Origin of the sequence: Methylobacterium terrae (assembly GCF_003173755.1) — a bacterium.
In the GTDB taxonomy this organism is placed as follows: domain Bacteria; phylum Pseudomonadota; class Alphaproteobacteria; order Rhizobiales; family Beijerinckiaceae; genus Methylobacterium; species Methylobacterium terrae.
Genome location: NZ_CP029553.1, coordinates 640,759 through 661,375, shown reverse-complemented (window position 1 = coordinate 661,375; position 20,617 = coordinate 640,759). Strand labels below are relative to the sequence as shown.

The window sequence follows — 20,617 nt, the reverse complement described above, 5'->3', positions numbered from 1 at the left end:
CGTCGGCCCGTCCCTGGCCTCACCCCCGGTAGCGCAGGGCCTCGACCAGCACCGCGAAGGCCGGGGCGTGCTGGCGCCGGCTCGGGTAGTACAGGTGGTAGCCGGGAAAGGGCGGGCTCCAGGCCTCCAGCACCCGGACCAGCTCGCCCCGGTCGAGATGGGCCTGCACCATGTCCTGCGGCAGGTAGGCGATGCCGAACCCGTCGAGGGCCGCGCGCAGGATCATGCTGACGGTGTTGAACACCACCTGGCCCTCGACCCGCACGCGGATCTCCCGGCCCGCCTCCTCGAACTCCCAGGCGTAGAGGCCGCCATGGGTCGGCAGGCGCAGGTTGATGCAGGTGTGGCCGGTCAGGTCCTGCGGCGTGCGCGGTGGCGGACGGCGGGCGAAGTAGGCCGGTGAGGCCACCGCCGCCATGCGCATGTCGGGGCCGATCGGCACAGCCACCATGTCCTTGGCCACCACCTCGCCGAGGCGCACGCCGGCGTCGAAGCGCGCGGCGACGATGTCGGTCATGCCGAAATCGGTCACCAGCTCGACCCGGATGTCCGGGTAATCCGGCAGGATGGTCCGCAGGGCCGGCCACAGGACCGCGGTCACGGCGTGCTCGTCGGCGTTGATCCGCACCGTGCCGGCGGGCGTCTCGCGCAGGGCCGTCAGGGCGGTGAGGCCGGCATGGATCCCGTCGAGGTGCGGGCCGATCTCCTGCAGCAGGCGCTCGCCCGCTTCCGTCGGCGCGACGCTGCGGGTGGTGCGGGTGAGGAGCCGCAGGCCCACCCGCGCCTCGAGGTCGCGCACGACCTGGCTCAGCGCCGATTGCGACACGCCGAGCTGCGCGGCGGCCCGGGTGAAGCTCCGGGCGCGGGCGACGGCCAGGAAGGCGGCGAGGTCGTTCAGGTTCTCCCGCGCCATTCATGAGCCCAGCTTATGACCGCATGCGGATTCTACCGGCTAATCGCGGATCGGCCCAGCCGGTAGATCGTCGGTCGGGCTCGGGCGGCGCCAGCTCATGGCCGGCCATACGCCGTGAGAGTGTCCGTATCCGGGGCTGGAACGCGGCCGCCGGATCGACGGCCGACGCCTTCATCCGTCGCGGGGACCGCCGCCAGGCCCCCGCACGGCGACCTCGCGGCGAAGCGGAGACATCATCATGCAGATCACGCGCGCGGGCACGCAACCCTCCGGCGCCGGCCCGCAGGACTGGTTCACCGGAGCGGTGCGGGTCGATCCCCTGTTCGGGCCGCCGGAGCCGGCCCGGGCCGGCGGCGCCCTCGTCACCTTCGAGCCCGGCGCCCGCACCGCCTGGCACACGCACCCGCTCGGCCAGACGCTGATCGTCGCGAGCGGCTGCGGCCTCGTGCAAGCCGAGGGCGGTCCGGTCGAGGAGATCCGGCCCGGCGACGTGGTCTGGTTCGCGCCCGGCGAGACGCACTGGCACGGCGCGAGCCCGACCACCGCCATGAGCCACATCGCCATCCAGGAGAAGCAGGACGGCCGCGCCGTCGACTGGATGGGGAAGGTCTCGGACGAGCAGTACCGGAGCCGGCCGTGAGGAGCCCGACGATGATCCGCGCTTGCGCCACCCTGGTCGCCCTCGGCCTCCTCGCCGGGCCGGCTTCGGGCGAGGCCATGCGGGTGTTTCCCGCCGGCTCGCGCCCGACGGTCGCGGGACCGGAGGCCACCTTCACCGGCACCGTGCGGGTCGATCCACAATTCGCCTCGCCCGACAGCCGGCTCTCGGCCGGGCACGTCACCTTCGCGCCGGGCGCCCGCTCGGCCTGGCACACCCACCCGGCCGGCCAGGTGCTGATCGTCACCTCCGGCACCGGCTGGGTGCAGGAGTGGAACGGTCGCAAGCGCGAGATCAAGCCCGGCGACGTGGTCTGGACGCCGCCGGGCGTGAAGCACTGGCACGGCGCGACGGCGACCACGGCCATGAGCCATCTCGCCGTCCAGGAGAGCGTCGAGGGCCGGAACGTCGCGTGGATGGAGAAGGTCGACGACGCGCACTACGCCGCCCCGGTCGCACCGGCGGAGGTCGCGGCGCCGTCGACGCAGGCGGTCGCCCCGGCCCTCGCGCGCTACACCGAGGGCACCCTGCTCGGCGAGGTGTGGACGCGGCCCGGCCTGTCGCCCCGCGACCGCAGCCTCGTCACCCTCGCGGCGCTCATCGCCCGCGGCCAGACGGTCGAGCTGCCGTTCCATGTCGGGCGCGCCCTCGACAACGGCGTGACCCCGGGCGAGATCGCCGAGACCGTCACCCACCTGGCCTTCTACGCCGGCTGGGGCAGCGCCGATGCGGCGCTCCCGGCCCTGCGGGCGGCGTTCGCGCAGCGCGGGATCGGCGCCGACCGGCTGCCCGAGGCCGTGCCGGCGCAGCCGCTGCCCCTGGATCAGGCGGCGGAGAGCCGGCGCGCCGCCCGCGTCGAGGCCGAGTTCGGGACGGTGTCGCCGAACCTCGTCAAGGACACGACGGAGATCCTGTTCCGGGACCTGTGGCTGCGGCCCGGCCTCGCCCCGCGCGACCGCAGCCTGGTGACGGTGAGCGCGCTCGTCGCCAACTCCCAGGTCGCCCAGATGCCCTACCACCTCGACCGGGCGATGGATGCCGGCCTGACGAAGGAGCAGGCCGGCGAGGTCATCGCCCACCTCGCCTACTACGCCGGCTGGCCCAGCGCCTTCTCGGCCCTGCCGGTCGCCCGAAGCGTCTTCGAGGCACGGAACTCCGAGGAACGGGCGAAATGACGACCACCACACGGGGACGGACGATGAGCGCGACGGGTTCGTTCGAGGGCCGGGTCGCCCTGGTGACCGGGGCGGCGATGGGCATGGGGCTCGCCGCCGCCCGGGCCTTCGCCGAGGCCGGGGCCGCCGTGGTCCTGGCCGATCTCGACCTCGAGGCCGCCCGGGCGGCCGAGGCCGGGATCAACGCCGCCGGCGGCCGGGCCCTCGCGGTCCGCTGCGACGTCGGGCGGGACGACGAGGTCGCCGCCATGGTCGCGCGCACCGTCGACACGTTCGGGCGGCTGGACGCGGCCTTCAACAATGCCGGCATCCAGATCCCGCCGAACGACGTCGTCGACGTGCCGAGCGCCGATTACGAGCGGGTGATGGCGATCAACCTGCGCGGGGTCTGGACCTGCATGCGGGCCGAGCTGCGCCAGATGCAGGCGCAAGGGCGCGGCGCGATCGTCAACTGCTCGTCGATCGGCGGCCTCGTCGGCAATCCGGGCCTCGCGGCCTATCACGCCACCAAGTACGGCGTGATCGGCATGACCCAGAGCGCGGCGCTCGAGAATGCCGCGCGGGGCATCCGCGTCAACGCGGTCTGCCCCGGCACCATCGACACGCCGATGGTGGCCCGGATGGTCGCCGAGCGGCCCGAGGCGATGGCGGAGATCCTCAGGAAGCAGCCGATCGGCCGGCTCGGCCGGCCGGAGGAGGTCGCGGCCGCCGTGCTCTGGCTGTGCAGCGATGCGGCGAGCTTCGTCGTGGGCGTCGCCCTGCCGGTCGACGGCGGCTACACCGCGCACTGATCCGGCGATCAGCCCCGCCCCGCTTGCGTCGGCGGGCAGCGCAACGCCGCCTCGACCTCCTCGCGGGTCTTGCCGCGCACCGCGTAGCCCATCGCCTCGAGGCGCTCGATCAGGGTGGGGCTGTCCTCGGCGGTGCAGGCGGCCCAGGCCGCCAGCCGCTCGTTCATCGTGTGGAGTTCGGCGGACGGGTTGCGATGGGGGAGGGGCGTGTCGCTCATGGGACGGCCTCGTGCCGGCGTGAAGACCAAGGTCAACGCGCCGGCCGCCGTCATGGTTGTGTCATCTTGCCCGCCGCCCTCACTCCATGGTGGGCGCCAGCGTCTTCACCCCCGGCACGTCCTCGCCGAGCCAGGCGGCGTTCTTGGCGGTGCCGTCGAAGGTGGCACTCGTCTTGAACAGCTCGTACTTGCCCTCCAGCGCGTAGGGGCGGCTGCGGTTCAGGAGTTCCGCCACCGTCGCCTTGTCCATCGGCGCGAAGGTCTTCACCGCCTCGAAGGCCTGGTCGAGGTCGCGCTGGTTCTGGATGCCAGTGATGACCACCGCGGTCGGCAGGTTGAGCGAGAAGTGCAGGTACTCGATCGGCTTGATCGGTGCGTCGCTCTTCAGGATCACCCCGTCGCCGAAGGTCTTCATGGCGAGCGGCGCGATGCCGTTCTGGACGAGGTAGGGCAGCACGAGGTGGCCGAAGCTGCGGAAATGCGCGTCCATCACGTTGAGCGGCATCTGCACCGCGTCGAAGTGGAAGCCGCGCTCGGCCGCCACTTCGAGCATCTGCAGGTGGATGCGCGGGTCCTTGTGGCCGGTGAAGCCGATATGGCGCAGCTTGCCGGCCTTCTTCGCCTCCTGGAACGCCTCCATGGCGCCTCCCTCGGCGAAGACCCGGTCGGGATCGTCGTAGCGCAGGATCTCGTGGTGCTGGACAAGGTCGATCCGGTCGGTGCGCAGGCGGCGCAGCGACTGGTCGATCTGCTTCATGGCTTCCTCTTTGGTCCGCCCGTCCATCTTGGACATCAGGAAGACCTTGTCCCGGTACCCGCTCTGCTCGAGGGCGATGCCCATCCGCTCCTCCGAGCGGCCCTCGTTGTAGTCCCAGCAATTGTCCATGAAGGTGATGCCGCGATCGATCCCCTCGTGGATCAGCCGCGTCGCCTCGGCATCGGTCACCGCGCTCTTGCCGAGGTGGAAGCCGCCCATGCCGATCGCCGAGATCTTTTCGCCCGTGCGCCCGAACGGGCGGTAGAGCATCTCGCCCCGGCGCTCGCCGGGATCGGTGACGAGCGGCAGGTCGGCGGGATCGGCCGGGCGGGTGTTCGGCAAGGGGCCGGAGCTGGGCGGCGGCGGGGCGTTCACGGCCGCCCCCGCTTGACCTGAGACCGCGAGACCGGCCCCGAGGGCCGCGCCCTGCAGGAAGCTGCGACGTTCCATGGCGTTTCTCCGGGGATGAGGGGCATTGGGGCGAACGTCATCGGGGTGCCTCCGTCAGGCGGCGTGCCGCGTGGAGCAGGCGCAGGGCCGCGCAGGCGGCGCCGTAGCCGTTGTCGATGTTGACGACCGCGATGCCGGGGGCGCAGCTCGCCAGCACCGCGTCGAGGGCGGCGCGCCCGCCCTCCGCCACGCCGTAGCCGACCGAGGTCGGCACTGCGATTACCGCCCCGGCGACGAGGCCGCCGAGCACGCTCGGCAGCGCCGCATCCATGCCGGCGGCGCAGATGACGACCGGATGGGCCCGGATCTCCTCGATCCGCCGGGTCAGCCGCCACAGGCCGGCGACGCCGACATCGGCGATCAGCGTCGTGGCATGGCCCTGGTAGGCGAGCGTCCGCTCGGCCTCGCGGGCCACCGGCACGTCGGAGGTGCCGGCCGCCACGATGGCGATGCGGGCCGGGCCCTCCACCCGCCTCGCCTCGCCGAAGAAGGCGGTGCGCGAGACCGGGCAGTAATCGAGCCGGTCGCGATAGGTGAGCGCCGCGTGACGGTCCGGATCGAGGCGGGTGACGAGGAAGCGGGCGCCGCGCTCCTCGGCGGCGGCCAGGATCGCGTCGATCTGGGCCGGCGACTTGCCGGCGGCGAACACCGCCTCCTCGAGGCCGATCCGCTCCGTGCGGGCGAAGTCGAGGGCGAATTCGTCCCGGACGCTCATCGGGCGCTTCCCACCAGGAACGCGCTGCCGGTGCGGTAGGGCGCGAAGGACACCGGCGCCGCGGCGAGCCGGTCAGGGGCGCGGGCGGCGATGCGGCGGCCGAGATCGATCTTCGCCGGCTCGGTCAGGCCGGCGAGGCTCTGGGCATCGAGCTCGACCACGATGCCGGCGGCGCGCACCCGGCAGCGCACGGCCCGCTTCGGCCCGGTTTCCGCCAGATCCTCCCCGACCAGCCGCTCGACGGCGTGGATGAAGGCCAGGGTCTCGGGCTCGATGCGGATCCCGGTCTCGACCCGGCTCGACAGGCAGGGCGCCGCCGGCAGCTCCGCCACCGCGCCGAGCCCGAGGTCGCGGGCGAGCGCCCGCACCATCGCCTTGCTGAACTGAGCCTCGACGAAGGGATGCCGCACCCCGTGCTCGCGGGCGGCGTCGAGGCCGGGGCGGTACTCGCCGAGGTCGTCGAGGTTGGCACCGGACACCATCTGGCGGTCGGTGACGCGCCGGATCGCCCCGTAGAGGTTGGTCTTGCAGAAGAAGCAGCGGTTGACCGGGTTCTCGCGATAGGCCGGATCGGCGAACTCGCCGGCCTCGATCACCCGGAGCCGCCAGCCCTCGCGGGCGGCCTCCGCCCGCACGCGCTCCGTCGCCTCGCCCGGCACGGCCGGGGAGACGGCGTGGACCATCAGGGGCGGTTCTTGCCGAGGCTGCTCGGACGCGGCCCGGTGCGCGATCGTCGCGAGCGTCAGGCTGTCGACCCCGCCGCTCACCGCGACGGCGATCGGCCCGAGGCCGGCGAGAGCCTGCTCGAGGGCGGCTCTCATCGCTCGTCCTCCGGCAGCGACAGAGCCAGCAACTCGGCCTCGCGGCGCAAGCTCTGGCGGGCGGCATGGCCCTCGACGCTGAGCGCGTCGTCGGATTCCGCCTTGGCGGTGCGGCCGCCCGGCCGCTCCACGCTCTTCACCCGGACCGCCTGTCCCGCCACCTCCACGGTGTCGAGCCGCCGCGTGAGCGCCGCGCCCGAGACGGCGTGGTGGCGCAAGCCGATCGTGGTGGTCTCGCGAAAGCAGGCCTCGATCGCTTCCTCGATCGCGTCGGCCCGGACGAGCGCCCGGACATGGGTCATCATCCGGCCCTTCTTGCCGAAGACCGGCATCTGCACGACGTCGAAGATTTTTTCATGCGCCCGCAGCCGGTCGAGCCCGGTGGCGAGGTCCTCGGCCGACTGGTCGTCGACCTCGAACTCGATGATGCCGAGCTCGCGGTGGCCGGGGGAGCCGGTCTCGCCGGGCTCCTCGAAGGCGAGCACCCGCAGCACGTTGCTCAGGCCCGGCAGCACCTTGGTGCCGAAGCCGAGGCCGCTGCGCAGGAGCCGGCGTGGGCCGCTCCTCCGAGGCTGCCCGCCGCAGAGATGGCGCAGGATCGCCGCTCCCGTCGGCGTCACCCGCTCGCCCGGCACGCCGTCGTCGAGGGTGAGGAAGCCCTCGAGCAGGAGCGCGGTGGCCGGCGCCGGGACCGGCAGGGGCCCGTGCTGGGTCCGCACTCTCCCTGAGCCGAGCGGCAGGGCCGAGACGCTCCAGCCGGTCGCCCCGATCGCGCCGGCGAGGTGGGCCGCCGCCACGATGTCGGCGATCGAATCCCAGGCCCCGACCTCGTGGAACGCCACTTCCTCGACCGGGATGCCGTGCACCCGCGCCTCGGCCTCCGCCAGGTGCCCGAAGATCGCCAGCGCGTGGGCGAGCACCTGAGGCGACAGCCCGCTCGCCTCCAGGTCGCGGCGGATGCCGGACCAGTGCCGGTGCGCGTGATCGCCGCCGTGATGGCGGTGATCGTGGTCGCCGTGGTGATGGTGATGATCGTGGTGGTGGGCGTGGTCGTCCGCCCGACGCTCCGGCGCCTCGCCCCCGGGGCCGGTGACGGCGAAGCGCCGGCCCTGGAGCACGCCGTCGCCGTGGGCGAGGAGCGCGCAGGCGGTGCGGCCGCGGCTCGCCCGCGCCACGCTCTCGCGCACGCCCGCCTCGTGCTCCGGAAAGGCGTCGAGGAGCGCCGCGGCGAACATGTCGCCGGCGACCCCGCCGACGGCGTCGAGATGAATCTGCATCGGGTCCTTCGTGATCGCGTACGACTCGCCGGTGGCGGACCTCGCGCCGGTCCAACGGCACATCGCTTCCTCGGGTCCCGCGGCAAGCGCCCGCGCCTCGGGACAGACCGTCGCAGTCGGGCAGGCGCGGATTTTTCTCCGCGCCCCGGTGGATCCCCTGGGGCCCGCCGGGGCATAAGCCCGCTCAACATCGCCACGCAGGAGAGGACGCGACCCATGCCCATCACCGGAGAGAACCTGATCGGCGCCGCCGCCCGCAGAAGTGAGGGCGAGAGCTTCCGCGCCGTCGAGGCCGCGACCGGCAACAGCCTGGAGCCGGCCTTCGCCTCGGCGACGCCGGCCGACGTGGAGCGCGCCTGCGCCCTCGCCGCCGAGGCCTTCGACACCTACCGCGAGACCCCGCTCGAGGACCGCGCCCGCTTCCTGGAGGCGGTGGCCGACGCCATCGCGGCGATCGGCGACGAGCTGATCGTGCGCTGCATGGCCGAGAGCGGCCTGCCCCGGGCCCGCCTCGAGGGCGAGCGCGGCCGCACGATCGGCCAGCTCAAGATGTTCGCCGGGGTCGTGCGCGACGGCGGCTTCCTGGAGGCCCGGATCGACCCGGCGCAACCCGAGCGCAAGCCGCTGCCGCGCCCCGACCTGCGCCTGCGCCAGATCGCCGTCGGCCCGGTCGCGGTGTTCGGCGCCTCGAACTTCCCGCTCGCCTTCTCGGTCGCCGGCGGCGACACGGCGTCCGCGCTCGCCGCCGGCTGCCCGGTGGTGGCCAAGGCCCATCCGGCCCATCCCGGCACCTCGGAGCTGGTCGGCCGCGCGGTGCAGCAAGCCGTGAAGCAGTGCGGCCTGCCCGAGGGCGTGTTCTCGCTGCTGCTGGATGCCGGCATCTCGGTCGGCCAGGCGCTGGTGGCCGATCCGCGCATCGCGGCGGTGGGCTTCACCGGCTCGCGCCGCGGCGGCGTCGCCCTGATGCAGGCCGCCGCGGCGCGCACCGTCCCGGTCCCGGTCTACGCCGAGATGAGCAGCATCAACCCGGTCGTCCTGCTGCCGGCGGCGCTCGAGGCCCGCGGCCGCGACATCGGCCGCGCCTTCGTCGGCTCGCTCACCCTCGGCTCGGGCCAGTTCTGCACCAATCCCGGCCTGATCCTGGCGGTCGAGGGCGCGGGCCTCGACGGCTTCGTCGAGGCGGCCTCCGCCGCCCTGAAGGAGACCCAGGCCGCCACGATGCTGACGCCCGGCATCCACAAGGCCTACTGCGCGGGCGTCGCGGCGCTGGAGGCCAACCCGGCCGTGACCACCCTGGCGCGGGGCCTCGCCGGCGGCACCCACCAGGGCCAGGCGGCCCTGTTCTCCACCACCGCTGAGGCCTTCCTCGCCGACCACACCCTCGCCGAGGAGGTGTTCGGCGCCGCCTCGCTGGTGGTGCGCTGCCCCGACCTCGCGACGGTCCGTGCGGTGCTGGAGCGGCTCGAAGGCCAGCTGACCGCGGCGCTCCACCTCGACGAGGCCGACCACGAGGCCGCCCGGGCGCTGATGCCGGTGCTGGAGCGCCGGGTCGGGCGCATCCTGGTCAACGGCTTCGGCACCGGCGTCGAGGTCGGCCACGCCATGGTGCATGGCGGGCCCTATCCGGCGACCTCGGACGGGCGCACCACCTCGGTCGGCAGCCTGGCGATTCACCGCTTCCTGCGCCCGGTGAGCTACCAGGACCTGCCCGATTCCCTGCTGCCGGCCGCCCTGAAGGACAGCAACCCGCTCAAGCTGTGGCGGCGCGAGGACGGAAAGGCCGTGGCGCCGGGCGCCTGATTCCACCTCGCCCCCGGGAAGCCGCAAGCCTCCCGGGGGCGACTCGCGAGGCTCGGAACCCGCCCCCCGTATCCTCGTTGGTCGCCGCACCAGAAGGAGCGCGCGATGATCGATACGAGCCAGATCAAGGAGCACATGCCGGTCGTCGGCTCCGACGGCGGCCATGTCGGCACCATCGATCACCTCGACGGCCAGCGGATCAAGCTGACCCGGACCGACCCGGAGGCCGGCGGCCACCACCACTTCATCCACATCGATTCCATCGCCAGCGTCGAGGGCGGGCAGGTGCGCCTCAACCGCACCACAGCCGAGGCCAAGGACGAGTGGGCGACGGCCTGACGGGCCGCTCTGCCTGACCGGCGCGCCTTTCGGCGGAGGGCGGGCTGCCAACGGATGATGCAACCGGAAGCTCGAATTTGAGTTAGGTTAACGATCCTGGACGAAAAAAGGGCCGCCCTGAAGAAGGCGGCCCGAGTCTAGGGAGGAAACGCCCGAGGAGGGCGCGAGCAGCGCAGCGGCATCGCCACCGCCCTGCACAGGACAAACCCGGTCCGCTGCCGCGTGGTTCCCGGGCGTGCACTCAGACCAAGGTCCGCCTCGGCGGGCCTTCTTTTTGCCGCGATCGGCTGAAGACTAAGGCGATCCTCCTCACTGGTCCGTTTCGTGCTGCCGAGATCCGGACCGCAGGCCCCCGAACGGCGCTGCGGCCGATTTGTTAGCTCTTGAGCCGATAAGCCCGGACCCATGCCCGAGATCGACACCGACGCCTTCCTGCGCGACCTGCACGAACTGCGCGCGATCGGCCGCTTCCGCACCGGCGTGCACCGCCCGACCTACTCGCCCCAGGACATGGAATCCCGGCGCTGGCTGATGCGGCGCCTGGAGGCATGCGGGCTCGCGCCCGCGATCGACGGGGTCGGCAACGTCCTCGGCCGTCATCCGGGACCGGGGCCGCACCTCCTCGTCGGCAGTCACATCGAGAGCCAGAACGAGGCCGGCTGGCTCGACGGGGCGCTCGGCGTGGTGGCCGGGATCGCGCTCGCACGGGGAGGGCTGCCGGTCGACGTCGCCGCCTTCGCGGACGAGGAGGGGCACTTCGACATCGGCTTCCTCGGCAGCCGCTCCGCCATCGGCGAGGTCGGCGAGGCCGAGATCGATGCCAGCCGCAACCGCACCGACGGCACCCTCCTGCGCGAGGCGCTGGCGCAGGCCGGCCTCGCCGGCCTGGAGCGGATGCGGCTGGAGGAGGGGCGCTACCGCGGCTTCCTCGAGATGCATATCGAGCAGGGCACGCGGCTCGAAGCGGCGGGTCAGCGCCTCGGCATCGTCACCGGCATCGTGGCGATCTGGCAGTGGCGGATCGTGATCGCGGGCGCGCAGGACCATGCCGGCGGCACCACCATGGCGGAGCGCCGCGACGCGGGCCTCACCGCGGTGCGCCTGCTCGCCGCCATCGACGAGGCCTTCCCGCGCGTCTGCGGCGAGCGCAGCACCTGGACCACCGGGCGCATCACGCTCGATCCCGGCGCGCCGAGCATCATCCCGGGCCGGGCCGAGATCCTGTTCCAGGTCCGCGACGTCGCGGTGCCGGTGCTGGAGCGGATGGAGGCGACCCTGCGGGCGCTGATCCGCGAGAGCAACCGGCGCGAGCGCTGCACCGCGACCCTCGAGGAGATGTCCCGCAATACCCCGGCCCTGTGCGATCCCGGCCTGATGGGCGCCCTCTCGGCCGCCGCCGAGGCCCTGTGCCCGGGCGGCTGGCAGGCGATGCCCTCGGGTGCGGGCCACGACGCCCAGAACGTCGCCAAGATGATGCCCGCCGCGATGCTGTTCGTGCCCTCGATCGGCGGCATCAGCCATCACTGGGCCGAGGACACGAAGGAGGAGGACCTGGTGCTCGGCCTGCGGGTGCTGGCGGACGCGGCGGAGCGGGCACTGGCCTGAGCGGTCGTCCCGCCCTCACCAGTGGCCGCGCCGCGGTCGCCGGATTTGTTTGTATTTATTCAAATGAAGAGTTGTTTCTTCGCGATGGCTGCTTGAGTTCCGTCGTGTCTGCATGTTGACGCTCGGTGTCCGTTGCCGTAGGGCGAGGCCAAGCGTAGCCGTTAGTGTAGATCCTCGATCGTGACCGTGAAAACCTTTCGGGGCGCCGCCGCCGTTGCGACCGCCCTGTCGATGACTTGTGCGCTTCCGGGCGTCGGCCTGAAGCCGCAGGTCGCATCGGCGCAAGCCGCCGCCGACGTCTCCCCGGAGATCCAGCTCGACGAGATCTCGGTCGCCGGGAATGGCGGCAACCCGCCGAAGACGGAGGGCTATCTCGCCCGCAACACCGTGAGCGCGACCCGCACCGACACGCCCCTGCGCGAGGTGCCGCAGGCGATCGTGCCGGTGCCGCGGCAGGTCCTCGACGACGCGGCGGCGACGCGGATCGACACCGCCCTCGACCTCGCGGGCGTGGGTCGCTCGAACAACTTCGCGGGCCTCGGCCTCACCGAGTTCACCATCCGGGGCTTCGCCACCGGCGAGTATTACCGCAACGGCTTCCCGATCAACCGCGGCTATCCGAACTCGCCCGACATCGTGTCGATCGAGCGGATCGAGGTGCTGAAGGGCCCCTCGGCCTTCCTGTACGGGCGCGGCGACCCGGGCGGCACCTTCAACATCGTGACGAAGCAGCCGACGCCCGAGCGCTCCCTCGCGGTCGGGACGCAGATCGGCAGCTACAACACCAAGCGCAGCACCTTCGACGCAACCGGCGCCCTCGACGAGGGCGGCACGGTGCTCGCCCGCCTCACCGGCGCGGTCGAGGACAACGGCAGCTTTCGCGATTTCGTGCACGGCGACCGCTACTACCTCGCGCCCGTCGTCGCCTGGAAGCCGAACGCCGACACCACGGTGACCCTGGAGGGCGAGTTCATCAGCGCCGGCCAGGTCTTCGATCGCGGCATCGTGCCGTTCCGCGGCGACCTGCGGGCGGTGCCGCGCAGCCGCTACATCGGCGAGCCGGGGCTTCCCCCGTTCCGCAACGACAACGCGCTCGGCCAATTGCGCGTCGAGCACCGGTTCGACGCGGACTGGGTGCTGAATGCGGGCGTGCAGGGGCTCGCCGGCACCATCGCCGGCGAGGCGGTCCAGACCGTCGGCACCCTCGGCGACGGCCGCCTGCTGCGGCGCACCCTCGACCGGCGCGAGCTGACCTGGTCCGACCTCGACCTGCAGATCAACCTCGCGGGCAAGTTCGAGACCGGTGCATTCCGCCACACCCTCCTCCTCGGCCTCGAATACGACCGCCTGCGCTACCGCGAGGACATCACCCGCTCGAACTTCAACACCAATCCCTTCGTCCTCGACCTGTTCGCGCCGCGCTACGGCCAGCCGCTCCCCGCCCTCACGGTGCCGAGCAGCAACCTCTTGCAGCATACGACGAGCCATGCCGGCTACGTCCAGGATCAGATCGACATCACGCCGAAGCTCCACGCCCTCCTGGGCGTGCGCGTCGAGGACATCGCCGTCGATTCGATTTCCTACATCAACGGCGTGACCACGAAGCCGCAGGGCACGGCGGCGACGCCGCGCTTCGGCCTGGTCTACGACGTGACCGAGATCGCCTCGATCTACGGCAGCTACGCCCAATCGTTCCGGCCGAACATCGGCGCCGACCGCTCCGGCCGGGCCTTCCCGTTCCAGCAGGCCGAGAGCGTCGAGACCGGCGTCAAGCTCAGCCTGCTCGACGGACGGCTCGACGCCACCGCCGCCTTCTTCGACATCCGGCGCACCAACCAGCTCGCCACCGATCCGGTCGACCAGAACTTCCAGGTCGCGACCGGCGTGGCGCGCAGCCGCGGCTTCGACCTCACGGTGGCGGGCGTCCTGGCTCCGGGCTGGCGGGTGATCGGCACCTACGCCTTCGTCGATGCGGCGATCACGCGGGATACCACGCTCCCGATTGGGACCCGTCTCGCCAACATCCCGCAGAACAGCGTCGCGCTCCAGAGCGTCTACGAGTTCCAGGGCGGGCCCCTGCGCGGCCTCGGCCTCGGCGGCGGCGTGACCTACGTCGGTTCCCGCGTCGCCGGGACGGCCCTCTCGACCTTCACGATGCCGGCCTACACGCTCGCCAACCTGATCTCGTACTACCGGATCACGCCCGACGTGCGGGTGTACCTGAACGTCGACAACCTGTTCGACGAGCGCTACTTCGACCGCTCGTTCCAGAACCGCTACGCGACGCCGGGCCAGCCGCGCACGATCATGGGCGGGGTCGCGGCCCGGTTCTGAGGCGCCCGGCAGGAGACGCGCGGGACCGGCTCGGGCATAAGGCGGCCATGAGCACGGTCCACGATTTCGTCCCCGCCGCGCCGGACGGCGCGCCCCACCCGCTGGCGCAGTATCGCGGAAAAGTGCTGCTCGTCGTCAACACCGCCTCGGCCTGCGGCTTCACCCCGCACTATGCCGGGCTTGAGGCGCTGTGGCGCCGTCACCGCGACGCCGGCCTCGTGGTGCTGGGATTCCCCTGCAACCAGTTCGGCGCCCAGGAGCCCGGCGACGCCGCCGAGATCGCCCGGTTCTGCACGCTGAAATACGACGTCACCTTCCCGCTGCTGGCCAAGGTCGAGGTGAACGGAGCCAAGGCCGAGCCGCTGTTCTCCCATCTGAAGCAGGAAAAGCCGGGACTGCTCGGCACCCGGGCGATCAAGTGGAACTTCACCAAGTTCCTGGTCGGCCGCGACGGCCGGGTGATCGCGCGCTTCGCGCCGCGAGTGACGCCGGAGGGGCTGGAGAAAGCGGTGGTGACGGCGCTGACGGAGACGGCGTGAGGCCATCATCCGGCCAAAATGGCCGAGCTAGACCTGAGCGACGACGAGGTCCCGTCGCCCTGGAAGTCCGCCGATGTCGCTCTCCCGCCGCACCCTTCTCGCCGCCTCCCTGGCGGCACTCCCCGCCCTCGCCAGCGCGGCCCAGGCGCAAGCGGACGGCCAGTGGCGCGCGGTGACCGGCGACAACGGCCAGCCGATCCCCAACACCCGCCTGCCGGGCGAGCTCGCCTCCGAGATCGGGCGCCTGCGCGGCGTGACCTGGCTCGGGCCGCGGGAGGCCTCGGTCACGCTCTACGAATTCTTCGACTACAATTGCCCGTGGTGCCGGGCGGCGGCGCGCGACCTCGACGACCTGGTCAAGGCCAATCCGGACCTGCGCATCGGCCTCGTCAACAACCCGATCCTGTCGGTGCAATCGGCCCAGGCCGCCAAGGTGGCGCTCGCCGTGCAGCGCGCCGGCGGCTCGGCGGCGACCGCCAGGTTCTACGCCGCGCTTCTCGGACCCGGCACGTCGGGGCGGATCGACGGGCCCCGGGCGCTGGAGGCCGCGGCGCGGCTCGGCCACGACCGGGCGGGGATCGAGCAGGCGGCGGATTCCGACGAGGTGCGCGAGGCCCTGACGGCGCAGATGCGGCTCGCCGCCAATCTCGGCCTGCACGCCACGCCCTCCTACGTCGTCGGCACCTCGGCGCTGCTGGGCTATCCGGGGCCCAAGAGCCTCGCCCGGGTGCTCTCCAGCGTCGCCGAGTGCGACGAGATCGCCTGCGCCAGCTGACGGGAAGTCACCCCTGCCGTCACCGCCCGGACATCGTCCGGAAACCGCGGCGAAATTTTCGCGCTTTCGTCGCGCCCGGCCCGAAGCCGGGGGCGGGGGCCGCATCCGGCGCGATCCGACCATCGTCGAAGGGGTGGCGCCGGACGCCGCCCGAACGGATTAAACTCAGGGCCCGCCTCGCGATTGGCGCGCCCGCGCTCGCCTTGCGCCCCTTAAAAACCCATGCTAGGCCGGCGCCGCGCCGGGGGAGGGGGCTGTCTTCTCGCGCCGGAGCCTTTCCCATCATCGACGGGCCGCGCGCCACCGCCGCTCAACTCCAGACCGGCGCGATCGGCCGGACCCGTCGGGCCAGGACATGAAGAGAGAGCGCTGGTGGCTCAGAACGCATCGGAATCGGGTTCTCCCCTGGCGGGCGTCGCCGGGCGGTACGCCTCGGCGTTGTTCGAGCTCGCCCGCGACGAGCGGGCCGTCGACGCGGTGGCCGAGGGGCTCGACCGGTTCGACGCCCTGCTGACCGAGAGCGCCGACCTGCGGCGCCTCGTGCGCAGCCCGGCCTTCTCGGCCGAGGACCAGGTCAAGGCGATCGAGGCGGTGCTCGCCAAGTCCGGCATCGGGGGGCTCGCCGCCAACTTCATCCGGCTGTCGGCCGCCAACCGCCGCCTCTTCGCCCTGCCGGACATGATCCGCGCCTACCGCGAGCTGGTGCGCGAATCGAAGGGCATCGTGCGCGCCGAGGTGCGGCTCGCCGAGAAGCCCTCCGACGCGGTGCTCCAGGACATCAAGGCGTCCCTGAAGGACGTCGCGAAGGCGGAGGTCGACCTCGACCTGCGCATCGACCCGAGCCTGATCGGCGGCATCGTCGTCAAGCTCGGCTCGCGCATGGTCGACGCCTCCTTGCGCACCAAGCTCAACAGCATCCGCCTGGCGATGCAGGGCGCCCGCTAAGGGCCCCGACGCACCCGCCGACCCAGAACAACGCCCGACAGAACGAACGAGGGAAGGTCCAGATGGACATCCGTGCCGCCGAGATCTCCGCCATCCTCAAGGAGCAGATCAAGAACTTCGGCCAGGAGGCCGAGGTCACCGAGGTCGGTCAGGTGCTGTCGGTCGGCGACGGCATCGCCCGCGTCTACGGCCTCGACAACGTCCAGGCCGGCGAGATGGTCGAGTTCGAGTCGGGCGTGCGCGGCATGGCCCTGAACCTCGAGCAGGACAACGTCGGCGTCGTGATCTTCGGCTCCGACCGCGAGATCAAGGAAGGCCAGACCGTCAAGCGCACCGGCGCCATCGTGGACGTGCCGGTCGGCAAGGGCCTGCTCGGCCGCGTCGTCGACGCGCTCGGCAACCCGATCGACGGCAAGGGCCCGATCGTGTCCGACGAGCGCCGCCGGGTCGACGTGAAGGCCCCGGGCATCATCCCGCGCAAGTCGGTGCACGAGCCGATGGCGACCGGCCTCAAGGCGATCGACGCCCTGATCCCGATCGGCCGCGGCCAGCGCGAGCTGATCATCGGCGACCGCCAGACCGGCAAGACCGCCGTCGCGCTCGACACCATCCTGAACCAGAAGCCGGCCCATGCCGGCACCGACGAGAAGGCCAAGCTGTACTGCGTCTACGTCGCGGTCGGCCAGAAGCGCTCCACCGTCGCCCAGTTCGTGAAGGTGCTCGAGGATAACGGCGCGATGGAATACTCCATCGTCATCGCCGCCACCGCCTCGGACGCCGCCCCGATGCAGTTCCTGGCGCCCTTCGCCGGCTGCGCCATGGGCGAGTACTTCCGCGACAACGGCATGCACGCCGTGATCGTGTACGACGACCTGTCGAAGCAGGCCGTGGCCTACCGCCAGATGTCGCTGCTGCTGCGCCGCCCGCCGGGCCGCGAGGCCTATCCGGGCGACGTGTTCTACCTGCACTCCCGCCTGCTCGAGCGCGCCGCCAAGATGGGCGACGCCGCCGGCAACGGCTCGCTGACCGCGCTCCCGGTCATCGAGACCCAGGCCAACGACGTCTCGGCCTACATCCCGACCAACGTGATCTCGATCACCGACGGCCAGATCTTCCTCGAGACCGACCTGTTCTACCAGGGCGTGCGCCCGGCGGTGAACGTCGGCCTCTCGGTGTCGCGCGTCGGCTCCGCCGCCCAGACCAAGGCGATGAAGTCGGTCGCCGGCAAGATCAAGGGCGAGCTGGCGCAGTACCGCGAGATGGCGGCCTTCGCGCAGTTCGGCTCCGACCTCGACGCCTCGACCCAGAAGCTGCTCAACCGCGGCGCCCGCCTGACCGAGCTCCTGAAGCAGCCGCAATTCTCGCCGCTGAAGATGGAAGAGCAGGTCGCGGTGATCTACGCCGGCGTGAACGGCTACCTCGACACGATCCCGGTCAACCGGGTCCGCGCCTTCGAGGACGGCCTGCTCTCGACCCTGCGCACCCGCCACGCCGACCTGCTCGACACGATCCGCTCCTCGAAGGAGCTGTCGGCCGACAGCGGCGCCAAGCTGAAGGGCGTGGTCGAGTCCTTCGCCAAGTCCTTCCAGTAAGCCCCCGGCTCGACACCAAAGGACCCTCCGATGGCGAGTCTGAAGGACCTGCGCAATCGCATCACCTCGGTGAAGGCGACCCAGAAGATCACCAAGGCGATGCAGATGGTCGCCGCCGCCAAGCTGCGCCGGGCGCAGACGGCGGCGGAGAGCGCCCGGCCCTACGCCGAGCGCATGGCGCAGGTGCTCGGCAACCTCGCCGCCAACCTGACCCCCGGGGCGGAGACGCCCCGGCTGCTCTCCGGCACCGGCCAGGACCGCACCCACCTGCTCCTCGTCTGCACGGCGGAGCGGGGATTGTGCGGCGCGTTCAACTCCTCGATCTCGCGGCTTGCCCGTGATCATGCCCGGCGCCTCATGGCGCAGGGCAAGACGGTCAAGATCATCTGCGTCGGCAAGAAGGGCTACGACGTCCTGCGTCGCGAGTTCCGCGACCAGATCGTCGAGTTGATCGAGCTGCGCGGCGTGCGCCAGCTCGGCTTCGAGAACGCGGAAGGGATCGCCCGCAACCTGCTCGGCCGCTACGACGCGGGCGAGTTCGACGTCGCGACCCTGTTCTACTCGCGCTTCCGCTCGGTGATCGCCCAGATCCCGACGGCGCAGCAGATCATCCCGGCGGAGATCGCCCCGTCCGAGACCGCCGCCGCCGGCACCTCGGCCGATGCGGTCTACGAGTACGAGCCGGGCGAGGGCGAGATCCTCGCCGCCCTTCTCCCGAAGAACCTCACCGTTCAGATCCTCCGGGCGCTCCTGGAGAACGCGGCCTCCGAGCAGGGCGCGCGCATGGGCGCCATGGACAGCGCCACGCGCAACGCCGGCGAGATGATCAAGAAGCAGACCTTGATCTACAACCGGACGCGCCAGGCGATGATCACCAAGGAGCTGATCGAGATCATCTCGGGCGCCGAGGCGCTCTGACCGCACGCAATCAGGGATTAGCATCATGGCGAACACTGCCACCCCCGTCGCCGGCTCGAACAAGACCGGTCACATCACCCAGGTCATCGGCGCGGTCGTCGACGTGCAGTTCGAGGGCCACCTGCCCGAGATCCTGAACGCCCTCGAGACCAAGAACAACGGCAACCGCCTCGTCCTCGAGGTCGCCATGCAGCTCGGCGAGAACACCGTGCGCTGCATCGCCATGGACACCTCGGAGGGCCTGGTCCGCGGCCAGGAGGTCACCGACACCGGCTCGCCGATCCGCGTGCCCGTCGGCGCCAACACGCTCGGCCGCATCATGAACGTCATCGGCGAGCCGATCGACGAAGCCGGCGAGATCAAGTCCGAGTCGCTCCGCGCCATCCACCAGCCGGCCCCGTCCTACGCCGAGCAGTCGACCGAGGCGCAGATCCTCGTCACCGGCATCAAGGTGGTGGACCTGCTCGCTCCCTACGCCAAGGGCGGCAAGATCGGCCTGTTCGGCGGCGCCGGCGTCGGCAAGACCGTGCTGATCATGGAGCTCATCAACAACATCGCGAAGGCCCACTCGGGCTACTCGGTGTTCGCCGGCGTCGGCGAGCGGACCCGCGAGGGCAACGATCTCTACCACGAGATGATCGAGTCCAAGGTGAACATGGATCCCAAGGAGCACGGCTCCGCGGAAGGCTCCAAGTGCGCCCTGGTCTACGGCCAGATGAACGAGCCCCCGGGCGCCCGCGCCCGCGTCGCGCTCACCGGCCTCACCGTGGCGGAGCACTTCCGCGACGAGGGCCAGGACGTGCTGTTCTTCGTCGACAACATCTTCCGCTTCACGCAGGCCGGCTCGGAAGTGTCGGCGCTGCTCGGCCGCATCCCCTCGGCGGTGGGCTATCAGCCGACGCTCGCCACCGACATGGGCGCCCTGCAGGAGCGCATCACCACCACCACCAAGGGCTCGATCACCTCGGTGCAGGCGATCTACGTGCCGGCGGACGACCTGACCGACCCGGCGCCCGCCGCCTCGTTCGCCCACCTCGACGCCACGACCGTGCTGTCGCGCTCGATCGCCGAGAAGGGCATCTACCCGGCGGTGGACCCGCTCGACTCGACCTCGCGCATGCTGTCGCCGGCGATCCTCGGCGAGGAGCACTACAACGTCGCCCGCCGCGTCCAGCAGGTGCTGCAGCGCTACAAGGCGCTCCAGGACATCATCGCGATCCTGGGCATGGACGAGCTGTCCGAGGAGGACAAGCTGTCGGTGGCCCGCGCCCGCAAGATCGAGCGCTTCCTGAGCCAGCCGTTCCACGTCGCCGAGATCTTCACCGGCTCGCCGGGCAAGCTCGTGGCGCTCGAGGACACCATCAAGGGCTTCAAGGGCCTGGTGGACGGCGAGTACGACAACCTCCCGGAGGCCGCCTTCTACATGGTCGGCTCGATCGAGGAGGCCAAGGAGAAGGCCCAGCGCCTCGCCGCCGCGGCCTGATCGGCAGCGTCAACAACGGGCCCGGCCGCAAGGCCGGGCCTTTTCGCGCGTCTGACGAAACCGGAAACGATCCTACCCCATGGCCACCTTCCAGTTCGACCTCGTCGGCCCCGAGCGGATCCTGTATTCGGGCGCGGTCGATGCCGTGCAGCTTCCGGGCTCCGAGGGCGAGATGACGGTGCTGCCCGGGCACGCGCCCGTGCTCACCACCCTCAAGACCGGCATGCTGGTCATCACCGAGAGCCCGCAGCACGGCAAGCGTGTGCTGGTGCGCGGCGGCTTCGCCGAGATCAACGCCACCTCGCTGACCGTGATCGCCGAGCGCGCGACCCCGCTCGAGGAGCTGACCCCGGCGATCATCGACGCCGACATCGCGGCGGCGGAACTCCTCTACGACGCCACCGACGATTACGACCGCAAGCTCGAGCTCGAAGGCCAGATCGCGCAGCTGCGCGAGGCCAAGGTGGCGCTGAGCTTCTGATCGCCGTTCGCCCGGCGACGAACGTTCTCGA

General features: G+C 71.6%; 20 protein-coding genes and 1 pseudogene. 15 read left to right on the top strand and 6 right to left on the bottom strand.

Translation table 11 applies throughout. From position 1 onward, the window contains the following. Positions 1-19: 19 nt before the first annotated feature. Entirely contained in the window at positions 20-913 is an 894-nt protein-coding gene (locus DK419_RS02935) for a LysR family transcriptional regulator (protein WP_109957769.1), read from the bottom strand. Between the two features lie 238 nt (positions 914-1,151). Here DK419_RS02935 and DK419_RS02930 point away from each other — a divergent pair, with 238 nt between their 5' ends. The 4 genes and pseudogenes from DK419_RS02930 (at position 1,152) to DK419_RS02920 (ending at position 3,537) form a co-directional block, all read left to right on the top strand. Next, on the top strand, positions 1,152-1,553 hold the full coding sequence (locus tag DK419_RS02930) for a (R)-mandelonitrile lyase (protein WP_109957768.1): 402 nt from the start codon (positions 1,152-1,154) through the stop codon (positions 1,551-1,553). A gap of 11 nt (positions 1,554-1,564) precedes the next feature. Next, positions 1,565-1,957 (top strand): annotated as a pseudogene (locus DK419_RS29330) ((R)-mandelonitrile lyase); the annotation flags it as partial. Between the two features lie 30 nt (positions 1,958-1,987). Beyond that, complete coding sequence (locus DK419_RS02925; protein WP_245442980.1) at positions 1,988-2,746, top strand: carboxymuconolactone decarboxylase family protein; 759 nt, start codon at positions 1,988-1,990, stop codon at positions 2,744-2,746. Between the two features lie 23 nt (positions 2,747-2,769). Further along, complete coding sequence (locus tag DK419_RS02920) at positions 2,770-3,537, top strand: glucose 1-dehydrogenase (RefSeq protein ID WP_109957766.1); 768 nt, start codon at positions 2,770-2,772, stop codon at positions 3,535-3,537. A gap of 8 nt (positions 3,538-3,545) precedes the next feature. Here the strand turns inward: DK419_RS02920 and DK419_RS02915 are convergent, their stop codons facing one another. From DK419_RS02915 to larC, 5 genes are all read right to left on the bottom strand, one after another. Beyond that, on the bottom strand, positions 3,546-3,755 hold the full coding sequence (locus tag DK419_RS02915) for a hypothetical protein (protein ID WP_109957765.1): 210 nt from the start codon (positions 3,753-3,755) through the stop codon (positions 3,546-3,548). Positions 3,756-3,834: 79 nt separating this feature from the next. Beyond that, positions 3,835-4,962 carry an aldo/keto reductase gene (locus tag DK419_RS02910; RefSeq protein ID WP_109957764.1) on the bottom strand — a complete coding sequence of 376 codons (1,128 nt, stop codon included), beginning with the start codon at positions 4,960-4,962 and terminating at the stop codon, positions 3,835-3,837. A gap of 37 nt (positions 4,963-4,999) precedes the next feature. Then, positions 5,000-5,677, bottom strand: a complete 678-nt coding sequence (larB, locus tag DK419_RS02905; protein ID WP_109957763.1) for a nickel pincer cofactor biosynthesis protein LarB — start codon at positions 5,675-5,677, stop codon at positions 5,000-5,002. Next, positions 5,674-6,498, bottom strand: coding sequence for an ATP-dependent sacrificial sulfur transferase LarE (gene larE / locus DK419_RS02900; RefSeq protein ID WP_109957762.1), 825 nt, complete (start codon positions 6,496-6,498; stop codon positions 5,674-5,676). The genes larB and larE overlap by 4 nt, the downstream gene beginning before the upstream one ends. Next, on the bottom strand, positions 6,495-7,775 hold the full coding sequence (gene larC / locus DK419_RS02895) for a nickel pincer cofactor biosynthesis protein LarC (RefSeq protein ID WP_109962092.1): 1,281 nt from the start codon (positions 7,773-7,775) through the stop codon (positions 6,495-6,497). The genes larE and larC overlap by 4 nt, the downstream gene beginning before the upstream one ends. Positions 7,776-7,991: 216 nt before the next feature. Between larC and DK419_RS02890 the strand changes: the two genes are divergently transcribed. From DK419_RS02890 to atpC, 11 genes are all read left to right on the top strand, one after another. Then, positions 7,992-9,575, top strand: coding sequence for an aldehyde dehydrogenase (NADP(+)) (locus DK419_RS02890; RefSeq protein WP_109957761.1), 1,584 nt, complete (start codon positions 7,992-7,994; stop codon positions 9,573-9,575). A gap of 105 nt (positions 9,576-9,680) precedes the next feature. Beyond that, complete coding sequence (locus DK419_RS02885) at positions 9,681-9,914, top strand: DUF2171 domain-containing protein (protein ID WP_109957760.1); 234 nt, start codon at positions 9,681-9,683, stop codon at positions 9,912-9,914. A 405-nt stretch (positions 9,915-10,319) separates the two neighbouring features. Next, positions 10,320-11,519, top strand: a complete 1,200-nt coding sequence (locus DK419_RS02880; RefSeq protein WP_109957759.1) for a Zn-dependent hydrolase — start codon at positions 10,320-10,322, stop codon at positions 11,517-11,519. Between the two features lie 231 nt (positions 11,520-11,750). Further along, the gene (locus DK419_RS02875) at positions 11,751-13,853 is read left to right on the top strand and encodes a TonB-dependent siderophore receptor (RefSeq protein WP_245442979.1); all 2,103 of its coding nucleotides are present in this window, start codon (positions 11,751-11,753) and stop codon (positions 13,851-13,853) included. Positions 13,854-13,900: 47 nt separating this feature from the next. Continuing rightward, complete coding sequence (locus DK419_RS02870) at positions 13,901-14,392, top strand: glutathione peroxidase (protein ID WP_109957758.1); 492 nt, start codon at positions 13,901-13,903, stop codon at positions 14,390-14,392. Positions 14,393-14,465: 73 nt separating this feature from the next. Beyond that, the gene (locus DK419_RS02865) at positions 14,466-15,167 is read left to right on the top strand and encodes a DsbA family protein (RefSeq protein ID WP_109957757.1); all 702 of its coding nucleotides are present in this window, start codon (positions 14,466-14,468) and stop codon (positions 15,165-15,167) included. Positions 15,168-15,539: 372 nt separating this feature from the next. Beyond that, complete coding sequence (locus DK419_RS02860; protein ID WP_109957756.1) at positions 15,540-16,112, top strand: F0F1 ATP synthase subunit delta; 573 nt, start codon at positions 15,540-15,542, stop codon at positions 16,110-16,112. A 62-nt stretch (positions 16,113-16,174) separates the two neighbouring features. Further along, complete coding sequence (atpA, locus tag DK419_RS02855) at positions 16,175-17,704, top strand: F0F1 ATP synthase subunit alpha (protein ID WP_109957755.1); 1,530 nt, start codon at positions 16,175-16,177, stop codon at positions 17,702-17,704. 30 nt (positions 17,705-17,734) lie between these two features. After that, complete coding sequence (locus DK419_RS02850) at positions 17,735-18,622, top strand: F0F1 ATP synthase subunit gamma (protein ID WP_109957754.1); 888 nt, start codon at positions 17,735-17,737, stop codon at positions 18,620-18,622. A gap of 25 nt (positions 18,623-18,647) precedes the next feature. Further along, the gene (gene atpD / locus DK419_RS02845; protein WP_109957753.1) at positions 18,648-20,105 is read left to right on the top strand and encodes a F0F1 ATP synthase subunit beta; all 1,458 of its coding nucleotides are present in this window, start codon (positions 18,648-18,650) and stop codon (positions 20,103-20,105) included. Between the two features lie 79 nt (positions 20,106-20,184). Beyond that, on the top strand, positions 20,185-20,586 hold the full coding sequence (gene atpC / locus DK419_RS02840) for an ATP synthase F1 subunit epsilon (RefSeq protein ID WP_109957752.1): 402 nt from the start codon (positions 20,185-20,187) through the stop codon (positions 20,584-20,586). The last annotated feature ends 31 nt before the right edge of the window (positions 20,587-20,617 follow it).